The organism is Mesorhizobium sp. M0898 (assembly GCF_040319695.1).
GTDB lineage: Bacteria > Pseudomonadota > Alphaproteobacteria > Rhizobiales > Rhizobiaceae > Mesorhizobium.
In genome coordinates, this window is sequence record NZ_JAMYOE010000001.1 from 440984 (window position 1) to 465877 (window position 24894).

Genomic DNA, 24894 nt, shown 5'->3' on the forward strand with positions numbered 1-24894 from the left:
CTCAATCAGACTGGCTGCCGCCAATGGCCCAGATGGGCGGAACTTGCCGTTTGAATTAGTCGGCGGGAATCAGCACAGAGCGCCATGAGCGGAAGCTTAGCAGGGGTCACGCCAGCGCCCAGTTAACGCTACGAAGCAGACCTTCAGCCTGTGCCGGAAGCGAGGCCCGGCTTACCAAGTGGCATATCCAGGAAGCGCGTCCCCCTCCTCAGCTAGGCACCGTTTTCGGCTCTACGCTATGCCTGCGCGACGAGCCCCTTCCTTAATCGCAGCGAGGGCCAGAGGATTGGTGACGGGATAGGTTCGGATGAAGTTCTCGACGGTGAACCTTGGAAACTCGACGGCAATCCGCCTGGCGATCGACTGCGCCTGCGCCGACTCTTCGAGCAGCGCGTGGCACAGGGCACGGAACATCAGAGTGACGGGAATATCCGGCGGACTTTGGCACAGCGACGACAGACTGTCGGCATAGCGACCGGCGACGAACCGCGCCCGGGCGAGCTGCGCGTAGTACCAACTCGGAGCCTGCGGATTGAGGCGAAACGCCCGTTCGGCGAGAGCACAGCCTTCTTCCGGATTTCCACACACGAGAGCTCGGCTTGAGGCGAGCATCGACAGCACATCGGCGTCATTGGGTGCCAGGGCCAGCGCCCGGTCGTATTCCTCTGCGGCCCCGCTGATATCGCCGTCAATGGCGCGGAGAGCGCCCATGTAAAGGCGCGTCATCGGATCGGTAGGGTCGAGCGCCAGAGCCTTTTCCACGCATTCTCGCCAGCGCTCGACCGAAGCGGCTGAATCTGGCGTGAAGGCATTGAAGGCATCGACCGCATGTGCCAATCCCAACGTCATCCAGGCCCGCGCGAAGCCGGGGTCGAGTTCCACGGCGCGGGACAGCATGCGTATGGCTTCTGCCCTCGCATCGGTCGTGAATCTGTCGTGCAGTTCCACCCCGAGTAGATAGCAGTCGTAAGCACCCAGGCTCGAGGGAGGCTTCCGCCGAGCCACCTCACGCCCGAGATTGGCGAGCTTGCCGAAAGTGCCTGCCAGGGCGTTGAAAACGTTCTGTGTGATGCTGTCCTGCATGAGAAAAAAATCATCGGTCGACTCGTCGAACCGCGCCGACCAAAGGTTGGCTCCGGTCCGGGTGTCGACCAGCTGCACCGCGACGCGGACACGCTGTCCGATCGCCTGGAGGGTGCCTTCCAGCAGGTAATCGGCGTTCAGTTCCCGTCCGACCGAGCGTGTGTCGCTCGCCCGTCCCCGATAGGACTGCATGGTCTGGCGCGAAATGACCGCAAGGTCGGGATAGCGCGCTAGGTCGCCGATCATGTCGGCCGACAGGCCGTCTGCCAGCCGCGTCCAGCCGTCGTCGGCGCTCAGGTTTTCGAACGGCAAAACCGCAATTACCGGCGGCTTACTGTCGTCGCCGGAAGAAAGGCGTGGTTTGGCACCGACGATCTTGCCCGCAGTAGCAGGGTCGATCAAGACGCGGTACACGCGAACCGGTTCGGCGATACTTTTCATTTTCTGCACGCCGAGTGAGGCAAAGCCGATCGGCACCTTTCCCCTCACATGGTCGCAGGCGGTGGCGGAAATCGCGATTCCTCCAGGTTCCGCCAGCCCTTGCAGCCGATCGGCGATGTTCACCGCGTCACCGTGGATGTCGTCACCCTCAACGATAACATCGCCCAGATTGATGCCGATGCGGAAATCAAGCCGCCGTTCTGGCTGCGTGAAAACGTTCACCTCCGCCTTCTGTTGCTGGATTTCGACCGCGCAGCGTAGGGCGTCGACCACACTGTGGAACTCGACCAACATCCCATCTCCCATGGTTTTCACCAGTCGACCATGGTGCGCAGCGATCCTTGGCTTGAATACTTCGTTCAGGTCGGTTCGGAAAAGCGCACGCGTACCCTCGTCGTCGATCTGGCTCAAGCGGCCATAGCCGACGACATCGGCAATCAGGACGGCTGCGAGATGACGTTCCATCCCCCAATCCTTCGCGGATTGTTACCCGCTTTCCAAGCTTACAGCAGGTCGCAGGTTGATGCCATTGCCGCCGCCCCTGAAAGACAGCTTTTCAAGTCTGTGTACTTTGCTGCATGAGAGCCCGAATGTCGGATAAGGGTCAACTTGCGTCGTCAGGGCTCTCGGCGTCAAAGGTCCAAGAGAGTTCGAAGTCGGTCGTTCAGAGTGATTGCGTTTTGACTCCAGTGCGCCGCGCGTCATTGGACGCGCAAAGGACGCTATAACACTTTGAATTTTGCATGACCCTTTCCGAACCGGAGGTCAGCGCAGCAAAACCATGCCGGTTTCCGGGGGGTCCCGCCCTAAGGCAGCCTGAACCGGTATTCGGTCACGTGATGGTAGATCTGCCCGGGCCACAGCGTGGCTTGCGGGAAATACGGCCGGTTCGGCGCATCCGGCCAGATTTGCGGCTCCAGGCAAAAGCCCGAAAACGCCTTGTAATGGCGTCCGCCCAGTCCAGGCGAGGACGGCGCCAGATACTGGCCGGTATAGAGCTGGACGCCCGGCTCGGTCGTCCAGAGCTCCATCTCGACGCCGGAATTCGCGCCTTGCGCCCACGACGCCTGCTTCAGCGGCCCGCGCGTTGAGGCGAGGCAGAAATTCTGGTCATAGGGGAGCTGTTCGCCCTCGGTCTCCATGCGCAGCGGCCGCGCCTGGCGAAAGTCGAAAGGCGTGCCGTCGACCGGCTTTACCGTGCCTGTCGGAATGAGATCCGCGTCGACCGGCAGATAGGCGCCGGCATTCAGCATCAGCCGGTGATCGAGAATGTCGCCGGCGCCGCCGTCATCCAGGTTGAAATAGGAATGCTGGGTGAGGTTGCAGAGCGTCGGCTCCTCGCAGGTGGCGGTCAGTTCGACGCTGAGCGTGCCGGGGATCTTGAGCCGGTAGGTGCAGGTCACGTCGAGCGCGCCGGGAAAGCCCATCGTGCCGTCGGGGTCGTGCAGGGTCAGCGTGACAAAATCCCTGCCATGCAGCGAAACCGCCCAGGCCCGGCGCGAAAAACCTTGCGAACCGCCATGCAGCGTGTGCTTTTCGAGGAAATTGCGCTCGGTCTGATAGCGTTTGCCGGCAAGCGTGAAGCGGCCGTCGCGGATACGGTTGGCATAGCGCCCGACGACGGTGCCGAAGAAGGCGGTGTCCGTCTCATAGTGCTCGAAACGATCATAGCCGAGCACCAGCGGCGCGTCGTGCCCGGCCAGACGCAGATCCTGGATGATCGCACCCAGCCCGATGATGTTGGCGGTGAGGCCGCCTCCACGGATGGTGAAGCGGCGGACGGCCTCGCCCGCCTGCGTCGTGCCGAAAACCTCGCCGTCCTTCATTGCCATGCTCGCAAGTTCATTGATCGATGCCAGCCTGGCCTTTCGAAGCGGCCCAGGATCGTTTTCGGTATTACCGCATCAGGCTTCTAGAGACCAAGTCCGCCGATGCAGACATATTTGGTGTCGAGATAATCCTCGATGCCCTGATGGCCGCCTTCCTTGCCGAGGCCCGATTCCTTGACGCCGCCGAACGGCGCTTCAGGGGTGGTGATGAGCCCTTCATTGACGCCGACCATGCCGTATTTCAGCCCTTCCATGACCCGGAAGGCGCGGCCGAGATCGCCGGTGTAGAAGTAGCAGGCCAGCCCGAACTCGGTGTCGTTGGCGAGTGCCACGGCCTCTTCCTCGGTTTCGAACTTGAATACCGGCGCCACCGGGCCGAAGATTTCTTCCTTCATGAAGCGCATCTTCGGCGTCGCATTGGCGATCACCGTCGGCTGGAAGAACGAGCCGCCGAGCGCGTGGCGCTTGCCGCCGGCGACGACCTTGCCGCCCTTGGCGGTAGCGTCGGCAATCAGCTCCTCGACCTTCTCCACCGCCTTTTCGTCGATCAGCGGTCCCTGCTGGACGCCTTCCTCGAGGCCGGAACCGACCTTCAGCCCGTTGCTCGCAGCAGCCAGCTTTTCGACAAACCGGTCGTAGATGCCGGCCTGCACCAGGAAGCGGTTGGTGCAGACGCAGGTCTGGCCGGAATTGCGGTACTTGGCGGTGATGGCGCCGGCGACGGCCCGCTCGAGATCGGCGTCATCGAAGACGATGAACGGCGCGTTGCCGCCGAGCTCCATCGACACTTTCTTGACCGTCACCGACGACTTCTGGATCAGGATCTTGCCGACCTCCGTCGAGCCGGTGAAGGTGATCTTCTTGACCAGCGGGTTGGCGCAGATCTCGTCGCCGATCTCACCGGCGGCGCCGGTCAGGATATTGATTACGCCTTTAGGGAAGCCGACTTCCTCGGCAAGCGCGCCCCAGGCAAGGCCGGAATAAGGCGTCTGCGACGCCGGCTTGACCACGGCGGTACAGCCGGCGGCAAGCGCCGGGCCAAGCTTGCGGGCCAGCATCGAGGATGGGAAATTCCACGGTGTGATGGCGGCGATGACGCCGACCGGTTCCTTGGTCACCAGGATACGGCGGTCCGCCCAGGGCGACGGCACGACGTCGCCATAGGTGCGGCGGCCTTCTTCGGCGAACCACAATATGTAGGACGCGGCCGAGCCGATCTCGCCCTTCGATTCGAACAGCGACTTGCCCTGTTCGATGGTCAGCAGTTCGGCCAACACGTCCTGATTATCCATCATCGCGTCGTGCAGCTTGCGCAACAGCTTCGAGCGTTCGAGCGCGGTGGTCTTGCGCCATGTCTGGAAGGCCGCATCGGCGGCTTCGATGGCGCGGCGGGTCTCGGCCTTGCCCGACTTCGGCACCGTGCCTATCTTGAGGCCGGTGGCAGGATTGTTGACGTCGACCGTCTGGCCTGAATCGGCCTGCACCCATTCGCCATTGATGAGATTGGCCTGCCGCATGAAATGGCTGGTCTTCTGAAGCATGATCTCGCCTCCGTTCGGCACCTGGCGGGCCGGTCGCTGATTTCGTGAATGGACGTGCGCGATAGCATCGCTAGAGCCACTGCTCTTAGCCCAGGGCAAGCCCCGCAAGCAATCACAAGATGGCATATAGGGTTTGGGCCAGCCAAAGCGAGAGGCGATGCAGCCGGGTTCTTATCCAAAAACCGGGTTCTTATCCAAAAATATGGACGACCACTGTCAGCCAAAACGCAGTGGTCACGACCGCACAGGCGGTGGCGATGGTCATCTGGTTCGACGCCAGCGCCTGGCCGGTGTTGAACTGCACCGCGATGAGATAGGAATTGATGCCGGACGGCAACGCCGCAACCATGACCGCCACCTTGGCCGTCAATGGCGGCAGGCCGATCAGCCAGACCAGGCCGAGAACCAGCGCCGGCATCAGGAACAGTTTCAGCGCCGACAGCGCCAGCGCCGGCCTTACATTGCCAGAAATGCCGAAACGGCGCAGGCTGAGACCCATGGCGAACAGCGCCACCGGGGCGGCCGTGCCGGCCAGCGCGTCGCTCAGCCGCGTCGCAAGCACCGGCAGCGGCGCACCGGTGAAGCGCCACGCCAGCCCGGCCAGTATGCCGATGATCAGCGGATTGATGAATACCCGCCTGAGAAAGCTCCTGACGACGCGGAGCGGATGCACAGGCTCGCTGCCGCCGCGGCCGAACATCTCGAAAAGGATGATCGAGGCCATCATCATCACCGGCAGGTGAATGGAAACGAGCAGTGACAGCACTTCGAACCCGGCCGGCCCGAACACGCCGATGATGAAGGGCGCGCCGAGGAGGACAACGTTGGAGTAGGACGACGACACGCCGCCGACGACGCCAGCGCGGCGTCCCGCCCGAAGATGCGCGTAATGACCAGATGGCCGGCAGCCCAGGTAAGCGCCACTGCTGCGAAATAGGCGCCCCACAGCGACCACGGCGCCACGCCGTGGAAATCAGCCTTTACCATGGTCTGGAACAGTAAAAGCGGCATTGCCACGTTGATGGCGAATTCGGATACGCCCTCGCCGCTCGCCGGCTTCAAATAGCCGGTGAACCCGGCAAGATAGCCGAGCCCGACAAGACTGAAAACGAAGAGGACGGTTTCGGTAAGCGGAGACATTTTTCCCGTGATAGGCGAGGCTCGGCGGCGGCGCAATCGCCCTTCCCTCGCGAATGTACCGGCCAACAATCCGGCCGCTCGGATCTTGCCCGAATTTGCTCATGGTTGGATGCCAGCGCTATACAGGGTTGTTGGGGGGACGCGGCGAATGGGCGCTGTCGGAAATCAGCACTTCTTCAAGCAGGCGTGGCTGACGGCTTTCGTCGGCGCCATGCTTTGCCTCGTGGTGACCTCGGCTCATGCCGCGGAGCCGGCGAGCCTCAAGGGCGTGGCGCTGATTGTCGGCCAGTCGAAATACCAGCACATAGCGGCGCTCCCCAACCCCGCCAACGACGCCCGCGACATCGCCAAGATGCTGACCGATCTCGGCTTCGAGGCGCGCAGCGTCACCGACCGCGACACGGCAAAGCTGAAGCGCGACCTCGAGCGTTTCGCCGAGGATGCAGAGGACGCCGACGTCGCCTTGATCTACTATTCCGGCCACGGCATCGAGGCCGGCGGCGAAAACTATCTGGTGCCGGTCGACGCCGATGTTTCTTCATTGAAGGACGCCGATCAGGCCCTGGTGCCGATCTCCACCGTCATGGACGAATTGAAGACGACCGTGCCGGTAACGATCATGCTGCTCGATGCCTGCCGCACCAACCCGTTTCCGGCGGATGCGGTGCTGCGCCGGGCGCCCACGGCCTCGGCCTCGCCGATTGGCGCCGGTGGCCTGGAGCCGGTGCGCGGTGCCAGGGCACTGGCAAACGCGACCGCGACGGAAAATCTGGGAACGGTGATCGGCTTTGCCGCCGAGCCGGGGCGGCCGGCACTCGATGGCATCGTCGGCGAAAACAGCCCCTACGCAGCGGCACTTCTGCGCCATCTCGCGGCGATGAAGGGCACCGAGTTCGGCTCGGTCATGCGCATGGTGACAGAGGAGGTCTATCTCGACACCAAGGCAAAGCAGCGGCCATGGGTCAATGAAAGCCTGCGCCGGCTGCTCTATTTCGGCGTTGCACCGCAGGAGCCGACCGGCGACGACGGCCTGATCACCGGCGAGCGGCGGCAATTGCTGCTGACGATCGCCGAGTTGCCTGACCCCAAGCGGGTACAGGTCGAACTGGCCTCGCTGCAGGACGGCGTGCCGCTCGACGCGCTTTATGGCGTGCTGAAGGCGCTCGGCACCGAAAACATGCCGGAGGACCCCACCGACCTGCAAAAGCTGCTCGACGCCCAGGCCGAGCGCCTGAAGAAGTTGATCACCGAACGCAACGCCCTGCGCACCGACGACCCCGAGATCAGCCGCCTCGTCGCCTCGGCCGACAAGGCGATCGGCCAGGGCGCCATCGTCACCGCGCGCAACTTCCTCGACCAGGCGGTGGGCCGGGTCGAGCAGGCCAGCGGCGTGGTCGATCGGGCAGAGGATCTGGTCAGGCAGAAGCGTCTTGCCGACGCGGCGATCTATGCCAGGCGCGCCGACGCTTCGGCGCTGGTCTTCGACTATCTGTCGGCCGCCAACGATTACGGCAAGGCCTTCTCGCTGGTCGAGAAATGGGACGACAGGCTGCGCTGGAACTACAAGAACCAGGAGGCGGAAGCGCTTAACGCGCATGGCAACGCCACCGGCGACAGGCAAGCGCTGCAGCACGCCATCGACGCCTACCGCGTCATCCTGAACTTCATCCCCAACGGCGAGCAGAACCGCGACTGGGCGATCACCCGCAACAACATGGCGGTGGTGCTGCAGACGATCGGCGAGCGCGAGCGCCAAATCGACCGGCTGGAAGAGGCAGCGAACATCTTTCGCGATTCGCTTGCCGTGTTCGAGCGCGAGAAGGATGATCTCAACTGGGCGGCCGCCCAGAATAACCTGGCCAATGTGCTGTTGAAGATCGGCGAACGCGAGAGCGACCCGAAACGCCTGAACGAGGCGGTGGTGGCGATGCGCGCCACGCTGGAGAAGCGGCCGCGCGACAAAGTCCCGCTGGATTGGGCCGCCTCGCAAAGCAACCTTGGCCTTGCGCTTTACGCGCTTTCGGAGCGCGAACCGGACGGCGAGCGCCTGGCCGAGGCCGAGGCCGCCTACCGGCTGGCGCTTGAAGAATATACGCGCGAAAAGGCGCCCGTTCAGTGGGCGATGGTCCAGAACAACCTCGGCAATACGCTGGTGTCTCTGGGCACGCAACGCAACGACAAGGCAAAAATCGACGAGGCAGCCGACGCCTTCCGCGCCGCGCTCGAAATCCGCACACGCGATACCTTCCCGCTCTCCTGGGCGAGCAGCCGTCTCAATCTGGGTAACGCGCTGAGCAGTGCTGCCCGTTTCGATCTCGGCACCGGCCTGCTCGAAGAGGCGGCTGCCGCCTATGGCGACGCGCTGACCATATTCACACGCCAGCGTTTTCCGACGGATTGGGCTTCGGCGGAGAACAATCTCGGCTCGATCTACCAGACGCTCGGCCAGCGCACGCGCGATCCTGCCAGGCTTGAGCAATCGGCTGCTGCATACCGGGCGGCACGGCGCGTCTATACCAAAAAGGAGTTTCCGCTCGACTGGGCGATGACCCACTACAATCTCGGCAACACGCTGCAACTGCTCGGCGGCGTGACCGACAAGCCGGTGCATTACGAGGCGGCGATCGAGGCCTATCGCGATGCACTGCGCGAATACAAGCGCGAGACGACGCCGCGGCAATGGGCACTGGCGCAGGCCGGCCTCGGCTCGGCGCTGCAATGGCTGAGCATGAGCGAGGCCGATCCCGGCAAACTGGCCGCATCGATCGCCGCGCGCCGGGCAGCGCTGGAGGTGCTGACCTTCGAGACCTCGCCCGTCGACTGGGCAAACGCGCAGAACGGCATCGGCATGAGCCTGATCAATCTCGGCAATCTCGAACGCACCGGCAAATATCTGGACGAAGCCGAAGCCGCCTTCGAGGCAACGCTCAAGGTCTTCACCCGCGAAAGCCAGCCGATGCAATGGGCCTTCGAGCAGAACAATCTCGGCGACGTCCACTGGAACCGCGGCAGCTATGGCGGCGGCAATGCCGAATACCAAAAGGCGATCGAATTCTTCGAAAACGCCAAGCAGGGCTTTACCGAAGCCGGCTACACACTCCCGATCCCGCTGACCGACCGCAAGATCGATCTGGTGAAGAAGCAGATAGCGAAGAAATAGGCGTTTCGGCCGCAGGTTGCACTCGGCTTGTCTTTCAGCCGGCTTTGCCGTCCCTATATGCCGGTCACCGGGGACCTGCCTGCCGGTCACCCGAAAAGGATGTCTGATGCTTCGATTTGTGCTGGCGCTGCTGTTGCTTGCCGTTTCCGCCACAGCCCATGCGACGGAAGCCGGCTGGGCGCTGCTGCGCGACGGCGGGCATGTGGTCCTGCTTCGCCATGCCATGGTCACAGGCACCACCGATGCGGCCAATTTCGACCTCGGCAAATGCGCCACCCAGGTCAATCTCTCGGAGCGCGGCAAGCAACAGGCGCGCAAGATCGGCGCGCTGTTTGGCGCCCGCGCCGCACCGGTCGAGCGCGTGCTGTCCAGCCGCTATTGCCGCTGCCTCGAGACCGCCCGCATTGCTTTCGAAAGCGAACCGGAGCCGTTCGCACCGCTTGACCTGCTGAAGACCGACGAAAAGGAGAAGGCCGCCCAGATCGCTGCGATCCTGGCCGAGATCCGCGGCTATTCCGGCTCCGACAATCTGGTCATGGTCACGCATCTCGAAAACATCAAGGAATTGACCGGCATCTCGCCGCGTGAAGGCGAAGCCGTGGTCGTCGAGCCGCAAGGCGACGGCCTGCGAGTACTCGGCCGCGTCACTTTCTGACTGCGCCGGCGCCGGTTGAAGCGTTCGCTAGTAGTGAAATCTAGCGTTTGGTATCTTAAGCGGAATACCGGTTCCGACCCGCGATGAGGTCTTGATCGAGTCGAAGGTCGACATTGACCCATTGACCCTTAGTCAGGACCAACGGGCGCTTTCAACGAAAGCGAATGCGATGGTACCGTCTCATCAGGACTTCCGAGCCGTGACAACGGGCGAGGTTTTCGTCCTCTACTTGGCCGGCCGGAGCCTCAGCGGCCGAAAAAACGCCCGGATGTCCTCGACCAGGAGTTCGGGTTGCTCAATCGCCGCGAAATGTCCTCCTTTCGGCATGTCGGTCCAGCGCTCGACACGGAAGACTCGCTCGACCCAGGAGCGAGGTGGCATAGGAAGCTCTCGGGGGAAGACTGCAACGCCGAGGGGCGGTGTTATTCGCTCTCTTGGCCCGAAGATCAGGGGGCAGAGCCGGTTCTCTTTGTAAATCCGGAGCGAGGCCTCGATCGTGTTACCGAACCAGTAGAGCGAGATGTCGGTAAGCAGCGTGTCTAGAGGGATGGCGCGTTCGAGTTCGCCTTCGCAGTCGCTCCAACTGCGGAACTTCTCGGCAATCCATGCGGCTAGCCCGATTGGGGAATCTGTCAGTGCAAAGGCTAGCGTCTGGGGCTTGGTCCCCTGCAGAAAAGCGTAGGCTCCCTCCGTTGCAGCGAAATTCGCCGCACTGTCGAGGAATGCCTTCTCCTCCGGCGTGACAGGTGGGTCGTCGCGACCGAGGGTCGGGCGGAAACTGCCTGGAATGTAATTCAGGTGCAATCCGATAAGGTCGTCCGGGTAAAGCCGAGCGAGCCAGGTCGAGACGCCTGCGCCGATGTCGCCACCTTGTGCGGCGAAGCGATCATATCCCAGTTCGCGCATCAGCCCCCGCCACAGCTTCGCGACACGCTTTGAGCTAACGCCGGCCTGATGCGGCGGGGACGAGAAGCCGAAACCCGGAAGCGACGGTGCGACGACATCGAAGGCGTCCTCGGCATCCCCGCCGTATTTGGCAGGATCCGTGAGCAGCGGAATGACGTGCTCGAACTCGGCGAAGGAGCCGGGCCAGCCATGAGTGAGGATCAACGGCAAGGGTGCTGACCCCTTTCCTTTCTGATGAACGAAATGGATGTCGCACCCGTCTATCGTGACCCTAAACTGAGGCAACAGGTTCAGACGTTTTTCGTGATCGCGCCACCTGAAATCGTATTCCCAGTAACGTGAAAGCTTTCTGAGGAAATCAACGTCAGTACCGTCGTCCCATCCGTATGCGAAGATCGACGACGGCCATCTTGTCGATTGGATACGACGCTGTAGGTACTCGATCTGTTCATCCGGGATGTGGATGTGGAAGGAATGCATGGCCACGGGTGTTGCTCCGATCAGCGGCGAAGAATTGTCCCATCATCAAGGCACAGAACGCAGGAAACTTCACTGAGCGACCGCTTTGTCCGCTACTTGCTCGTTCCCATCTACGAGACGAAGGTAACATTCCACCCTTAGTGGCAATTCGTTTAAGTTACTTGGCGTCAGATTTTCACCGCTACCAGCCAAGCGTCGACACGGAGCTTCCATCCCTCGATCATGTCCGCGAACGCGTCCTCTGTAAGTTCGGACAGATAGGATGCTCCTGCCGGGCTCCAAGGCCGTGAACGCATAGGTAATCGACGCCTCCGTGCCTCCGTTAGTGGTCGGTCGGCAGGCCACCTCGACAAATCCGAAACGCGAATCCGCGTAACGCGAACATAGCGGATGCGATACGCCAGCCGTCCACCCACAGGGTCTCTCCGATCGGCGTGAACAGCGGGAAGCCGCGGTCGATCGGCCCCGAAAGCACGATGCTGTGGCTGCGCTCAAGATGGCTCGTCATCCGCCCTCCCCGCCGGTTTCCGCCAGACCGTGGCTGTCCGCTGCGGCAAGCTCCATTTCGTAGATGCGCTTCAATTGGCCGATTGTTTCCAGGGTCGCCGCGGAGAACGGTGTCCGGCCTTCGAAAGCATGCAGCAGGATGCCCTCGATGAGGTCACCCAGGCTCATGTCGCGATGCTCAGCCAAGGCCTTGAGCACCTTCACCAATCGTTTTTCCAGGCGCACCCCGGTCTGCACGCGTTCTATGGTCATAGATCTTTGTACCATGGTACATTGGTACACCCAATGGTCAGAGATGGGGCGGTTTCGGCATATCGCCGGGGGTTACCAGCGACCCCTATTGCTCTGCCTGGGCAGCAATCCCATCTGCGCGCGGCGTATCAGGCCTTTTCCTGCCCGGAAAAACCGATTAGACAGCCCAAAACACATGCGGACAGATTCCGCCCGCAATCGAAGGAAAAGCCCTTGTCCACCACGTTCGACAAAGTCGCCAAGATCATCGCCGACACCAGCGAGATCGACATCGAGACGATCACGCCCGAAAGCCACACCATCGACGATCTCGGCATCGACAGCCTCGACTTCCTCGACATCGTCTTTGCCATCGACAAGGAATTCGGCATCAAGGTGCCGTTGGAAAAGTGGACGCAGGAAGTCAATGACGGCAAGGCTTCGACCGACGACTATTTCGTCATGAAGAACCTGTGCGCCAAGATCGACGCGCTCGTCGCCGCCAAGAACGCCACGTGAACACAGCGCCTGACGCGCCCGACCCACAACAGCCTCCCATGAACCCCCACGACGTCGTCATATCAGGCATCGGCCTTGTCTCGTCACTGGGCGAGGGTCCGGATGCGCATTGGCAAAAGCTCCTCCAGCCACGGCTTGAGCCGGTTCTGGAGGCCTCGCGCTTCTCGCCCTATACGGTCCATCCTCTGCCCGAGATCGACTGGAACCTGCAGATCGCCAAGCGTGGCGACCAGCGGCAGATGGAAACCTGGCAGAGGCTCGGCACCTATGCGGCCGGCCTTGCGCTCGACGATGCCGGCATCAAGGGTAATGACGAACTCTGCGCGACCATGGACATGGTGGTGGCCGCCGGCGGCGGCGAGCGCGACGAGGCGGTCGATGCGGCCATTCTCGCGGCATCGGAAAGCCGCAATGACCGCGACGTGCTGCTCAACGAGAAGCTGACCACCGAATTGCGTCCGACGCTGTTTCTGGCACAGCTTTCCAACCTGCTCGCCGGCAACATCTCGATCGTCCACAAGGTGACGGGGTCGTCGCGCACCTTCATGGGCGAGGAAGGTGCCGGCGTTGCCGCTGTCGAGACCGCGGCCGCGCGCATCCGCTCCGGCCAGTCGACGCATATACTGGTCGGCGGCGCTTTCCAGACCGAACATTCCGACATGCTGCTCGGCTATGAACTGGCCGGCTACCTGCATCGCGGTCCGTGGCGGCCGGTCTGGCAGAGGCAAGGTGCCGAAGGCGGCGGCGTGGTGACCGGATCCGGCGGCGCGTTTCTCGTCCTGGAGCAGCGCGAGCATGCGGAAAGCCGTGGCCGGAAGATCTATGCGGAACTCGGCCCGGTCCTGTCCGGTCGCGCCAGGCGCCGGCGGGACGAACTCGACGGCGAGATCGCCGTGCTGTTGAAGCAAGCCGCATTGCCGAATGGCGAGCTGCTCGCGATCTCCGGCGCTTCGGGCGCCCATGCCGCGACCGCCGCCGAGAAATCGGCGCTCGACGCCAATCCGGCGATCGCCGCACGCGGCTTTTCGACGCTGACTGGCCACATGAAGGAAGCGCAGTTCCCCTTTGCCGTGGCGCTGGCGGCGCTGGCTGTCGACCGCAAGGCCGCCTATCCTGTCTTCGACGCCACAGTCGAAAAACCGTTTGCCGGTGTCCCGAAGACCGTCCTTGCAACGGCGATCGGCTATCACCAATTCGAGGGCATGGCGCTGATCAAAGCCGCCTAGAGCATCGGACCGAAAAGTGTGGCGCGGTTTCGGGCGATCCGACGCTCCAAGAGAAACAGGTTTTTGGACAACAAATGGCCAATCTGAACGACCACATGGGCAGGCCCATCGTCGCCGTCACCGGCATCGGCGTGGTGACGTCGCTCGGTGTTGGCAAAACCGACAATTGGGCGGCACTTACCTCAGGCAAGTCCGGCATCCATCCGATCACCCGCTTCCCGGTCGATCATCTCAACACCCGCATCTCCGGCATGGTCGATTTCCTGCCGTCGAGTTCCAAGGGCGCCAGTCTCCTCACCTATGAGCTTGCCGAAACCGCCGCCCAGGAAGCGATGTCGGAGGCCGGCCTCGATGCCGGCGATTTCGGCGGACCGCTGTTCCTCGCTTCGCCGCCGGTCGAGCTCGACTGGAGCGAGCGCTTTTCGCTCTACAATTTCGACGCGCCCAATAATTCAGACAGGCACGACACCGGTGCCGAGAGGCTGCTGCGGGTAGCGCGCGGCCTCAGGGAACTCGACATCTTCGAGACCACCCAGTTCGGCTCGATTGCCGACCGGCTTGCCGACCGTTTCGGCACACGCGGCCTGCCGATCACGCTGTCGACAGCCTGCGCTTCGGGCGCCACCGCGATCCAGCTCGGCGTCGAGGCGATCCGCCGCGGCGAATGCGACAGGGCGCTGTCGATCGGCGCCGACGGCTCGGCGACCGCCGAGGCGCTGATCCGCTTCTCGCTTCTGTCGGCGCTCTCCACCCATAACGACATCCCCGAAAAGGCCTCAAAACCCTTCTCCAAGGATCGCGACGGCTTCGTGCTGGCCGAAGGCTCGGGCGCCCTTGTGCTGGAATCGCTGGAGGCAGCACTTGCCCGCGGCGCCACCGTTCTCGGCATATTGCGCGGCTGCGGCGAAAAGGCCGACGACTTCCATCGCACCCGCTCCAAGCCGGACGGTTCGCCGGCGATCGCGGCGGTGCGCGCCGCTCTTGCCGATGCCGGCCTGAGCGAGGACGGGATCGATTATGTCAACGCCCATGGCACCTCGACGCCCGAAAACGACAAGATGGAGCATTTGTCGCTGTCGACGGTGTTCGGCGAGCGGATCTCGTCAATGCCGGTCTCGTCGAACAAGTCGATGATCGGCCATACCCTATCGGCTGCCGGTGCTGTCGAGGCCGCATTTTCGCTGATGACGATGCGCGAAAGCATCATTCCGCCGACCATCAACTACGACAATCCCGACCCGGCAATCGTGCTCGACGTGGTGCCGAACACCAAGCGCAACGCCGAGGTCGGCACCGTCCTGTCGAACTCCTTCGGCTTTGGCGGCCAGAACACCTGCCTTGTCATGGCGCGGGAACCGGTCTAAGCGACCGTTCCGCTCTAGCACTGTTGTCGTGCGCATGGTCCTTTCCGAAACGGTTCTCGGTCATGCGCAACCTGGGATCTGGCATGCGCGCATTGCAACTTATCGAGGATCGCCGGCTTGAAACGGTGGACCTGCCGCCACCGCCGCCGCCGTCGCTCGGCGAGGTGACGCTGCGCATCAAGGCCGTGGCGCTGAACCATATCGACGTCTGGGGCTGGCGCGGCATGGCCTTCGCCAAGCGCAAGCTGCCGCTGGTCGTCGGCGCCGAGGCCTCCGGCGAGGTCGAGGCGGTCGGCCCCGGCGTTTCCAGCCTCCTGCCCGGACAGTTGGTGTCGATCTATGGCGCCCGCACCTGCGGTCTTTGCCGCGCCTGCCGCGAAGGCCGTGACAATCTCTGCGAGCATGTCTCGGGCGTTCACGGCTTCCATCTCGACGGCTTTGCGCAGGAAAAGATCAACCTGCCGGCGCGCCTTCTGGTCCCCGCCCCGCCAGGCGTGAGCGAAATCGGCGCGGCGGTGGCGCCTGTCACCTTCGGCACGGTCGAGCACATGCTGTTCGACAATGCCCGGCTGCAACCCGGCGAGACGATACTGGTCCATGCCGGCGGCTCCGGCATCGGCTCCGCCGCTATTCAACTGGCCAAGAAGATGGGCTGCATGGTCATCACCACCGTCGGCTCGAACGACAAGATCGACAAGGCCAAGGCGCTCGGCGCCGACCACGTAATCAATTATCGCGACGACCGCTTCGAAGGCATCGTGCGCAAGCTGACCAAGAAGAAGGGCGTCGACGTGGTGTTCGAGCATGTCGGCGCCGACACCTTTGCCGCCTCGATGCTGTGCCTGAAGCGCGGCGGCCGGCTGGTCACCTGCGGCTCGACCTCCGGCGTGTCGACACAGATCAATTTGATGCAGTTGTTCCAGCAGCAGTTGAAGCTGCTCGGCTCGTTCGGCTGCCGCATGGAAAATATGGCCGACGCCATGCAGAAGATGGCCGCGGGCCTGGTCGCGCCGGTGATCGACACCGAGGTCGGCTTCGACGGCATCGATGCGGCGCTGAAGCGCATGGAAGGCCGCGACGTCTTCGGCAAGATCATCCTGCGCGTCGGCTGAAATGATCGGCAACGCCTTCAGGAAGATCCGCAGGGACGTGGGATTCCGCTATGGCAGGCGGCTTCGCCAGTTCAACTACTGGCTGGTCGCGCGCGTCGCGATGATCATCATCTCCGCGCTGCGCCTGCTGCCGCCCGACAGGGCGCTCAATTTCGCCGACCGCGCTGCCCGCCGCATCGGCCCCTGGGTAGCGCGCCATCAGGTTGCCGTCGACAATCTGCGCAAGGCCTATCCGGAAAAGAGCGATGCCGAGATCGAGGCGATCGCTTCCGACATGTGGGGCAACATGGCCCGCCTGGCCGCCGAATACATCTTTCTCGATGCTTTGTTCGACTACGATCCCGCTGCGACGAAGCCGGGCCGTGTCGAGGTCAAGGGCGTGGAGCATTTCGTGCGCATCGCGGGCGAGGACAAGCCGCATATCGTCTTCACCGGGCATCTCGGCAATTTCGAGCTGCTGCCGGTGGCTGCGGCGACCTTCGGCATGAACATCACGGCGCTGTTTCGCCCGCCCAACAACCCTTACCTCGCCGAGTACATCCTCTCGACCCGCCGCTCGAGCATGGGATCGCTGCTGCCGTCTTCGACCGGTGCCTCGTTCGCACTTGCGGCCATCCTCGAGAAAGGCGGCAATATCGGCGTGCTGGTCGACCAAAAATTCACCGGCGGGCTCGAGACGACATTCTTCGGCCGCCCCTGCGAGAGCAACCGGGTCCTCGGCACCCTGGCGCGGCACTACGATTGCGATGTCTACCCGGCGCGCTGCGTACGCCTGCCGAACAACCGTTTCCGGCTCGAGATCGAGGACAAACTCACCTTGCCGCGCACCGCCGGCGGCAGTGTCGACGTCCCCGCCACCACCCAGCTTCTCAACGACGTGGTCGAGCGCTGGGTGCGCGAAGACCCCGGCCAGTGGATGTGGTTCCACAAGCGCTGGGAGATCAGCGGCCGCAAAAAGCGTCGGCCAGCGACAATGCGCGACAAACCCGCCTGAGCGCACCATCTTTTTTGGGTGCAAGCCTTATTTTGTTCTTGCTTTGTGCCGGCAGCTATGCTACTAATTTCGATATGGTGCTATTTGGCCCCAACGAACCCGCCGCTCCGGCGGGTTTTTTATTGCGGGCCGAGGAGCAGGCCCTAATTCGTCACGAGAATCCGCGTATTGCCGAAGCCGGCTTCGCGCACCATCGAATAGAACGCGGCGGCGTTGCTGGGGTGGAGGCGCACACAGCCATGCGATGCCGGGCGCCCCAATTGCCGGATCGCGCCGGTGCCGTGGATGGCATAGCCGCCGCGGAAGAACACCGAATAGGGCATCGGCGACATGTCGTATTTGCGCGAATACCACATCCGGGCCGTCCGCTGTGGCCGGTAACTGCCGCGCGGCGTGATGTAGCCCTTGCGGGCGGTGGAAACGCTCCACCGATAATACGAAAGCCCGTATCTTACCGTCATCGTCTGTGAGGAAATATCGATGTTCGCGACCAGGCTGGCCGCACGGCTCTCGAACGACGAACCGAACAGCATCGCTACTAATGCCGCTGCCATGAGAACAGTGTTTTTCATGCAATCAAACCCCTTTGATGCCCCTTGCCTGCCTGCCGTCACGCTGTTCTCCAGCGTTTTGATGGCAAGCCAGCGAGCTAACACCTACTCCCTGACGATTTCACCAATCCAAAGCAGCGAATTTGAACGATTTCCCGCAATAGTTGCCGTAACGACACGCAATCGCCTCGCAATTCGCCATCGGGCTTGCAAAACCCCCTCATCCGCTGCTCAATTCGCCGAATGAATGAACCGAACGAACGGCTCCTCAAGGCTATCGATGACCGAGCCGATGATCTGGTTGCACTGACTGCGGATCTGATCCGCTTTCCGACCATCAATCCGCCCGGCGAAGCCTATCGGCCATGTGCCGAATATATCGGCGCGCGGCTGAAGAAGCGTGGTTTTGAGATCGAATTCATCCGTGCCGAGGGCACGCCCGGCGACACTGACCGTTACCCGCGCGTCAACGTCGTCGCCCGCTTCGATGGCCGGGCGCCGGGTGCTTGCGTGCACTTCAATTCGCATATCGACGTCGTCGAGCCCGGCGACGGCTGGAGCCTCGATCCGTTCGCCGGCATCGTCAGGGATGGCAAGGTCTATGGCCGCGGCGCATGCGACATGAAAGGCGGGCTTGCCGCCTCGATCATCGCCGCTGAAGCCTTCATGGAGGTGTTTCCCGATTTTCCCGGCGCCATCGAGATTTCAGGCACGGTCGACGAGGAGTCCGGCGGCTTTGGCGGCGTCGCGCATCTGGCCAAGCTCGGCTATTTCTCGAGGCCGAAGGTCGACCACGTCATCATTCCCGAGCCGCTCAACAAGGACCGCATCTGCCTTGGCCATCGCGGCGTCTGGTGGGCCGAGATCGAGACCAAGGGCGAGATCGCGCACGGCTCGATGCCGTTCCTCGGCGACAATGCGGTGCGCCATATGGGCGCCGTGCTGCGGGCCTTCGAAGACGAATTGTTTCCGGCGCTCGACCGCAAGATGACGCGCATGCCGGTCGTGCCCGAAGGCGCAAAACGCTCGACCATGAACATCAACTCGATCCATGGCGGCCAGACGGAGGATTTCCGGCCCGGCCTGCCCTCGCCCAACGTGCCCGATTCCTGTCGGCTGACCATCGACCGCCGCTTCCTGCTCGAAGAGGATCTCGCTGCGGTCAAGAGCGAGGTGACCGATATCCTCGAACGGCTGAAGCGCGAGCGCAAAAAGTTCGACTACGAAATCCGCGATCTGATGGAGGTGCTGCCGCTGATGACCGAGCGCGACGCGCCGGTGGTTAAGGCGGTCGCGCAAGGCATCATGGAGATATTCGACCGCGAACCGGATTACGTGATTTCGCCCGGCACCTACGACCAGAAGCACATCGCCCGTATCGGCCACATCTATGACTGCATCGCCTATGGCCCGGGCATCCTCGATCTCGCCCATCGGCCCGATGAATGGGTCGGCATTGCCGACATGCTGGACTCGGCAAAGGTGATGGCGATTGGCCTCGGCGTGCTGCTGAGGGGCGCCGGCCCGCCATGATCCGGCCATGGGCGGAAAAACATTCCTCCCGGCGTCGGCACACGGTACGAAACGCAATTTACTCGGCGGCGAATTCACGCTTCTATCCGCCCGGGTTTGAGCACGTGTTTTAGACATGGGGAGTTGCACGATGAAATTGTGGAAAACCATTCTGGCCGCCGCGGCGCTGGCGTTGGCCGCCGGGACCTCGGCGATGGCCGCGCGCACCGACCTGGTCATCGGCATTACGCTCGAACCCCCGCATCTCGACCCGACCGCGGGTGCCGCCGCGGCAATCGACGAGGTACTCTATGCCAATGTCTTCGAGGGCCTGACCCGCATCGGCCCGAACGGCGAGGTGCTGCCCGATCTCGCGCAAAGCTGGAGCATTTCCGACGACGGCAAGGTCTACACTTTCAAGCTGCATACAGGCGTGAAATTCCATGACGGCACCGACTTCAACGCCGACGACGTGAAATTCTCGCTCGACCGTGCCCGCGCCGACAATTCCGTCAACGCGCAAAAGGCCCTGTTTGCCGCCATCGACAGGGTCGAGGTCGTCGATCCCGCGACGGTGAAGGTCACGCTGAAGAACCCGCAAGGCTCGTTCCTCTACAATATGGGCTGGGGCGACGCGGTGATCGTGGCGCCTGAGACAGCCGACACCAACAAGGAAAAACCGATCGGCACCGGCCCGTTCAAGTTCCAGAACTGGGCCAAGGGCTCATCGATCACGCTGGTCAAGTCGGATAATTACTGGGGCGCCCCGGTATTTCTCGACAAGGCCGAGTTCCGCATCATTCCGGATGCCGCCGCCGCCGTTCCGGCGCTGCTTTCCGGCGACGTTCAGGCCTTTCCGTTCTTCGACCCCGACAGCGTCGCCCAGGTCAAGGACGATCCGCGCTTCAAGGTGGTGATCGGCTCGACCGAGGGTGAAACCATCCTGTCGATCAACAACAAGAAGCCGCCCTTCGACAAGCTGCAGGTCAGGCAGGCGATTTCCTTTGCGCTCGATCGCAAGGCGATCATCGACGGCGCCTCGGCCGGCCTCGGCGTGCCGATCGGCTCGCACATGTCGCCCGCCAGCAAGGCCTATGTCGACTTGACCGGCCTCTATCCGCACAATGTGGAGAAGGCCAAGGAATTGCTGAAGGAAGCCGGCCTGGAGAATGGCTTCAAGGCGACGCTGAAGCTGCCGCCGCCCTCCTATGCGCGGCTTGGTGGCGAGATCATCGCCTCCGAGCTTCGCGAAATCGGCATCGATCTCGAGATTATCCCGGTCGAATGGGCGCAATGGCTGGACCAGGTCTTCACCAAGAAGGACTACGACCTGACCATCGTTTCCCATACCGAGCCTAACGACATCGATATCTATTCGCGTAAGGACTATTACTTCAACTATGACAATCCGGCCTTCGATAAGATCATCGACGAATTGAACCTTACCTCCGACGAGGCCAAGCGCATTACGCTGCTCGGCGAGGCGCAGAAGGTCCTGGCCGATGACGCCGTGGTCGGCTTCCTCTACGAATTGCCGAAGGTCGGCGTCTGGGACGCCAAACTGCAGGGCCTGTGGGAAAATGCCCCGATCCAGGCCAACGACCTGACCAAGGTGAAGTGGACGGATTGATCGCTGACAGAAGGGCGAAAGTTGCACTCCGTCACACCCCCCTCTGTCCTGCCGGACGTCTCCCCCTCAAGGGGGGAGATTGAGCCCTCACCGCCGCTTTCGCTAACCACTAGCGTTGCAAGGACAGCGCCGGCGTGGAAACTGCCAATCTCCCCCCTTGAGGGGGAGATGTCCGGCAGGACAGAGGGGGGTGGGCGGGAACGCAAGCTTCGCCCGGTTTTTGCGTCCGGCAACACAGCGGTTCCTCAACGTCCATGACCGCCTACCTCCTCAAGCGCCTCGCCATCGCCGTCGTCACGCTGGTTCTGGCCTCGATGGTGGTCTTTGCCGTGCTGGAGATCATTCCCGGCGACCCGGCGCGGCTGATGCTTGGCCTGAACGCCAGCGCCGACCAGATCGAATTGCTGCGCAACCAGATGGGTCTCAACGCTCCCGTCGTGCTGCGCTATCTGCATTGGGCCGGCGGCTTGCTGAGCCTCGATTTCGGCCGTTCCTATACCTATTCGGTGCCGGTCATCGATCTGGTCCGTGAGCGTCTCGTCGTCTCGCTGCCGCTGGCGCTGATGGCGCTGGCGCTGTCCACAGTCATTGCCATCCCGGTCGGGCTGTTTTCCGCCAGCCGGCGCGGCCGCGCCGGCGACACGGTTGCGATGGGCGCCGCCCAGCTTGGCGTCGCCGTGCCCAATTTCTGGTTTGCGCTGATGCTGATCTATCTGTTCGCCGTCTGGCTGCGGCTGGTGCCGGGCGGCGGTTTTCCCGGCTGGGGCGCCGGCGTCTGGCCGGCGCTGAAGTCGCTGCTCCTGCCGGCGGTCGCCCTCGCTCTGCCGCAGGCGGCGATCCTCGCCCGGGTCACCCGCTCCGCGCTGATTGAAGTGCTGAATGAGGATTACATCCGCACCGCCCGCGCCAAGGGCCTGCCCTATCGTCTTGTCTTGTGGCGGCATGCGCTGCGCAACGCCTTGATCCCGGTGGTCACCATTCTAGGCCTGCAATTCGCCTTCCTGCTTGCCGGCACCATCATCATCGAGAACGTCTTCTATTTGCCCGGCCTCGGCCGGCTGGTGTTCCAGGCAATCAACCAGCGTGACCTGATCGTGGTCGAGAGCGTCGTCATGCTGCTGGTTGCCGCCGTCATCATCGTCAATTTCGTTGTCGATCTCTCCTATGCGGTGGTCGATCCGCGCCTGAGAGGCAGGCAATGACGCTGCACATCGACATCCCCGACGAGAATCTCGCCGGCATCCTGGCCAAGGCGTTCAAAAACCGTTCGTTCTTCGCCGGCTTCGTCATCACCGCACTGGTGGCTGCGGTCGCGATCCTTTCCTTCTTGTGGACGCCTTATGATGTCACCAGGCTGGTCATTTCCGACAAGACCCAGGCGCCATCGCTGGCGCACTGGTTCGGCACCGACCATTTCGGTCGCGACATCCTGTCGATGATCATGGTCGGCGCCCGCAACTCGATTGCCGTGGCGCTGGTGGCGGTCGGCATCGGCATGGGCGTCGGCGTGCCGCTCGGCGCCTTTGCTGCGGCGCGCGGCGGCATCGCCGATGACGTGCTGATGCGGCTGAACGACCTGGTCTTCGCCTTTCCGGCACTGCTTTCGGCAATCATGATCACCGCCATCTTCGGGCCCGGCGCGTTCAACGCCATCATTGCCATCGGCATCTTCAACATCCCGGTCTTCGCGCGCGTCGCTCGGGCCGGCGCCCTGGCGATCTGGCCCCGCGAATTCATCCTCGCCGCCCGCGCCGCCGGCAAGAGCAGGACGCTGATCAGTATCGAACATGTGCTGCCCAACATCGCCACGCTGCTGCTGGTGCAAGGCACCATCCAGTTCGCGCTGGGCATACTGGCCGAAGCCGGGCTTTCCTATGTCGGGCTGGGCACGCAGCCGCCGATGCCGAGCTGGGGCCGCATGCTGTTCGACGCCCAGACCCGCATGGTGGTGGCGCCGTGGATGGCGATCTTTCCGGGCATGGCGATCGTCATCACCGTGCTTGGCCTGAACCTGCTTGGCGACGGCATTGCCGACATTCTCGATCCGAAGTCGCGGCGGCAGCGATGAGCCTGCTCGAAATCGAGAAGCTGTCGCTGACCATCGGCGGCACGCCCATCCTCAGGGACGTCGAGCTATCCGTCGCGCCCGGCGAAGTCATGGGGCTGGTCGGCGAATCCGGCTCCGGCAAGTCGATGACGGCGCTCACCGTGATGCAGCTCTTGCCCTGGGCGGCACGCGCCACGGGACGCGTTACCTTCGACGACATCGATATTCTGGCGGCGAGCGAGGACCAGATGTGCGCGCTGCGCGGCGACGACATCGGCATGGTGTTCCAGGAGCCGATGACGGCGCTCAACCCGGTCAAGACCGTTGGCGAGCAGGTCGCCGAAGGTATTCGCTGGCACACCAGGGCGAGCCGCGCGGACGCCGAGCAACGGGCGCGAAAAATGCTCGACCGGGTCGGCTTGCCGGCGGCGCAGTTCCCGCTGTCGCGTTATCCGCATGAGCTGTCCGGAGGCCAGCGCCAGCGCGTCGTCATCGCCATCGCCTGTGCGCTGAAGCCCAAGCTGCTGATCGCCGACGAGCCGACGACCGCGCTCGACGTGGTGCTGCAGGCGCAGATCCTCGACCTGCTGCGCGACCTCGTAGCGGAAAACCGCATGGGTCTTCTGCTCATCTCGCACGACCTCGCAGTGGTGACCGAGATGGCAGACCGCATCACCATCCTGCGCCATGGCGAGGTGATGGAGGCCGGCGATACCGCGCGCACGCTGTCCGAACAGCTTCATCCCTACACGCGACAGCTGGCGCAGGCCTCGATGCATGTGCCGGCGCGGGCCCGCACACACGACAGCGGATCGGCCAAACCGCTGCTTCAGGTAGAGAGCGTAACGCGGGATTATCCGGGACGGCGCATATCCCTGTTTAAACGCGCGGCTGCCATCCGCGCCGTCGACGATGTCTCCTTCTCGATGGCGCCCGGCCGGTCGGTGGCGCTCGTCGGCCGTTCCGGCTGCGGCAAGTCGACGCTTGCCCGCATGGTTCTGGCACTCGACAAGCCGACATCGGGAACCATCCGCTTCCGCGGCGATATCCTCACCGACAAGAGCGAGGCGGAGCTGAAGCCGGCACGGCGCGACATGCAGGTCGTGTTCCAGGACCCGTACGGCTCGTTCGACCCACGCCAGAAGGTCGAGAGATTGGTGGCCGAGCCGCTGCATGTGCTGGAGAAGAAGCCGGCGCCCGCCGCGCGGCGCGAGATGGTGGCGTATGCGCTGCACGAGGTCGGCCTCTCACCAGGCGACATGGACAAGTATCCGCATGAGTTTTCGGGCGGCCAGCGCCAGCGCCTTTCGATCGCCCGCGCCATCATCACGCGGCCGAAACTGGTCGTCGCCGACGAGCCGGTCTCGGCGCTCGATGTCTCGATCCGCGCGCAGATCCTCGATCTGTTCGCCGACCTCAACCAGAAGCTCGGCATCGCCTATCTGTTCATCACCCATGATCTGACCGTCGCCCGCGCCATCACCGACGAGGTGATGGTCATGCATGACGGCAAGATCGTCGAGCGCGGCAGGACGAGCGAAGTGCTCGACCACCCGCAGTCCGAGGCGGCCAAAGCGCTGGTCACTGCTGCTCCAGACCTGCACCGGACGATTGCAAAACGGCTGCGCGAACAGGGCTGAGCGGCAAGGGGCACGGGCCTTCCGTTCTCCCACTGTGGGGTCCGAAGGACGGGGCGAGACCGGTGGCTCGCCCCACGAGGAGGCTCCGGTGGTTGGCGACGTGGTGGAGACGACTGTTTGTGGCCAGCCTATGAAAGTAGAAAAAATATGGGGCCATTGGGCCGATCGCCGATCGCGCAACCCGGACCTGATCGTCCCTTTGCGCGCGAAGGAGATTTAGCGAACTTAGGTTTGGAAATTACGGTATTAATGTATGTTTTCTGCCTCGCCCGTTCGGCTTTGTCCTGCCGCGTATTCTCCGCATCGTCGCGCTTAAGCTAAGCAAA

The 24894-nt window shown here is 63.0% G+C and carries 19 protein-coding genes and 1 pseudogene; 12 read left to right on the forward strand and 8 right to left on the reverse strand.

What is annotated here, in order from left to right; all coding sequences use genetic code 11:
• Positions 1 to 231 precede the first annotated feature (231 nt).
• The 4 genes and pseudogenes from NKH90_RS02185 to NKH90_RS02200 all read right to left on the reverse strand — a co-directional run bounded on the left by NKH90_RS02185 (position 232) and on the right by NKH90_RS02200 (position 6034).
• On the reverse strand, positions 232 to 1989 hold the full coding sequence (locus NKH90_RS02185; protein ID WP_352816946.1) for an adenylate/guanylate cyclase domain-containing protein: 1758 nt from the start codon (positions 1987 to 1989) through the stop codon (positions 232 to 234).
• A 341-nt stretch (positions 1990 to 2330) separates the two neighbouring features.
• Positions 2331 to 3356, reverse strand: coding sequence for an aldose epimerase family protein (locus tag NKH90_RS02190; protein ID WP_352816948.1), 1026 nt, complete (start codon positions 3354 to 3356; stop codon positions 2331 to 2333).
• 80 nt (positions 3357 to 3436) lie between these two features.
• On the reverse strand, positions 3437 to 4894 hold the full coding sequence (locus NKH90_RS02195) for an NAD-dependent succinate-semialdehyde dehydrogenase (RefSeq protein ID WP_352539695.1): 1458 nt from the start codon (positions 4892 to 4894) through the stop codon (positions 3437 to 3439).
• 190 nt (positions 4895 to 5084) lie between these two features.
• A pseudogene (locus NKH90_RS02200) lies at positions 5085 to 6034 on the reverse strand (AEC family transporter).
• A gap of 148 nt (positions 6035 to 6182) precedes the next feature.
• Between NKH90_RS02200 and NKH90_RS02205 the strand changes: the two are divergent.
• A complete protein-coding gene (locus NKH90_RS02205; RefSeq protein ID WP_352816951.1) occupies positions 6183 to 9194 on the forward strand; it encodes a caspase family protein in 3012 nt (1003 codons plus the stop codon).
• A gap of 106 nt (positions 9195 to 9300) precedes the next feature.
• Positions 9301 to 9849: a histidine phosphatase family protein gene (locus NKH90_RS02210; protein WP_352470325.1), complete on the forward strand. Its 549-nt coding sequence runs from the start codon at positions 9301 to 9303 to the stop codon at positions 9847 to 9849.
• Positions 9850 to 10074: 225 nt separating this feature from the next.
• Here NKH90_RS02210 and NKH90_RS02215 read toward each other — a convergent pair whose 3' ends face one another.
• From NKH90_RS02215 to NKH90_RS02225, 3 genes are all read right to left on the reverse strand, one after another.
• Entirely contained in the window at positions 10075 to 11235 is a 1161-nt protein-coding gene (locus tag NKH90_RS02215) for an epoxide hydrolase family protein (RefSeq protein ID WP_352817182.1), read from the reverse strand.
• A gap of 322 nt (positions 11236 to 11557) precedes the next feature.
• Positions 11558 to 11743, reverse strand: a complete 186-nt coding sequence (locus tag NKH90_RS02220) for a hypothetical protein (protein WP_352816954.1) — start codon at positions 11741 to 11743, stop codon at positions 11558 to 11560.
• Positions 11740 to 11994: a ribbon-helix-helix domain-containing protein gene (locus NKH90_RS02225; RefSeq protein ID WP_352816957.1), complete on the reverse strand. Its 255-nt coding sequence runs from the start codon at positions 11992 to 11994 to the stop codon at positions 11740 to 11742. The genes NKH90_RS02220 and NKH90_RS02225 overlap by 4 nt, the downstream gene beginning before the upstream one ends.
• Before the next feature lie 213 nt (positions 11995 to 12207).
• Here NKH90_RS02225 and NKH90_RS02230 point away from each other — a divergent pair, with 213 nt between their 5' ends.
• The 5 genes from NKH90_RS02230 (at position 12208) to NKH90_RS02250 (ending at position 17188) form a co-directional block, all read left to right on the forward strand.
• Positions 12208 to 12492 carry an acyl carrier protein gene (locus NKH90_RS02230; RefSeq protein WP_023719977.1) on the forward strand — a complete coding sequence of 95 codons (285 nt, stop codon included), beginning with the start codon at positions 12208 to 12210 and terminating at the stop codon, positions 12490 to 12492.
• A gap of 38 nt (positions 12493 to 12530) precedes the next feature.
• A complete protein-coding gene (locus NKH90_RS02235; protein WP_352816959.1) occupies positions 12531 to 13718 on the forward strand; it encodes a beta-ketoacyl-ACP synthase in 1188 nt (395 codons plus the stop codon).
• Between the two features lie 74 nt (positions 13719 to 13792).
• The gene (locus tag NKH90_RS02240) at positions 13793 to 15082 is read left to right on the forward strand and encodes a beta-ketoacyl-ACP synthase (protein ID WP_352816962.1); all 1290 of its coding nucleotides are present in this window, start codon (positions 13793 to 13795) and stop codon (positions 15080 to 15082) included.
• An 83-nt stretch (positions 15083 to 15165) separates the two neighbouring features.
• A complete protein-coding gene (locus tag NKH90_RS02245; RefSeq protein ID WP_352816965.1) occupies positions 15166 to 16194 on the forward strand; it encodes a zinc-binding dehydrogenase in 1029 nt (342 codons plus the stop codon).
• 1 nt (position 16195) lies between these two features.
• A complete protein-coding gene (locus NKH90_RS02250; RefSeq protein ID WP_352816968.1) occupies positions 16196 to 17188 on the forward strand; it encodes a lipid A biosynthesis lauroyl acyltransferase in 993 nt (330 codons plus the stop codon).
• A 143-nt stretch (positions 17189 to 17331) separates the two neighbouring features.
• Here the strand turns inward: NKH90_RS02250 and NKH90_RS02255 are convergent, their stop codons facing one another.
• Positions 17332 to 17760, reverse strand: a complete 429-nt coding sequence (locus NKH90_RS02255) for a L,D-transpeptidase (RefSeq protein ID WP_352470461.1) — start codon at positions 17758 to 17760, stop codon at positions 17332 to 17334.
• Between the two features lie 222 nt (positions 17761 to 17982).
• Here NKH90_RS02255 and NKH90_RS02260 point away from each other — a divergent pair, with 222 nt between their 5' ends.
• The 5 genes from NKH90_RS02260 to NKH90_RS02280 all read left to right on the forward strand — a co-directional run bounded on the left by NKH90_RS02260 (position 17983) and on the right by NKH90_RS02280 (position 24568).
• The gene (locus NKH90_RS02260) at positions 17983 to 19272 is read left to right on the forward strand and encodes an acetylornithine deacetylase/succinyl-diaminopimelate desuccinylase family protein (RefSeq protein WP_352709531.1); all 1290 of its coding nucleotides are present in this window, start codon (positions 17983 to 17985) and stop codon (positions 19270 to 19272) included.
• Between the two features lie 130 nt (positions 19273 to 19402).
• Complete coding sequence (locus NKH90_RS02265) at positions 19403 to 20881, forward strand: ABC transporter substrate-binding protein (protein WP_352816971.1); 1479 nt, start codon at positions 19403 to 19405, stop codon at positions 20879 to 20881.
• A gap of 254 nt (positions 20882 to 21135) precedes the next feature.
• Positions 21136 to 22083, forward strand: a complete 948-nt coding sequence (locus tag NKH90_RS02270) for an ABC transporter permease (RefSeq protein WP_352816973.1) — start codon at positions 21136 to 21138, stop codon at positions 22081 to 22083.
• Positions 22080 to 22949, forward strand: coding sequence for an ABC transporter permease (locus NKH90_RS02275; RefSeq protein ID WP_352490687.1), 870 nt, complete (start codon positions 22080 to 22082; stop codon positions 22947 to 22949). Before NKH90_RS02270 ends, NKH90_RS02275 begins: the two co-directional genes overlap by 4 nt.
• Positions 22946 to 24568 (forward strand): ABC transporter ATP-binding protein, encoded by a 1623-nt coding sequence (locus NKH90_RS02280; RefSeq protein WP_352816976.1) that lies wholly within the window; start codon positions 22946 to 22948, stop codon positions 24566 to 24568. Before NKH90_RS02275 ends, NKH90_RS02280 begins: the two co-directional genes overlap by 4 nt.
• Positions 24569 to 24894 lie beyond the last annotated feature (326 nt).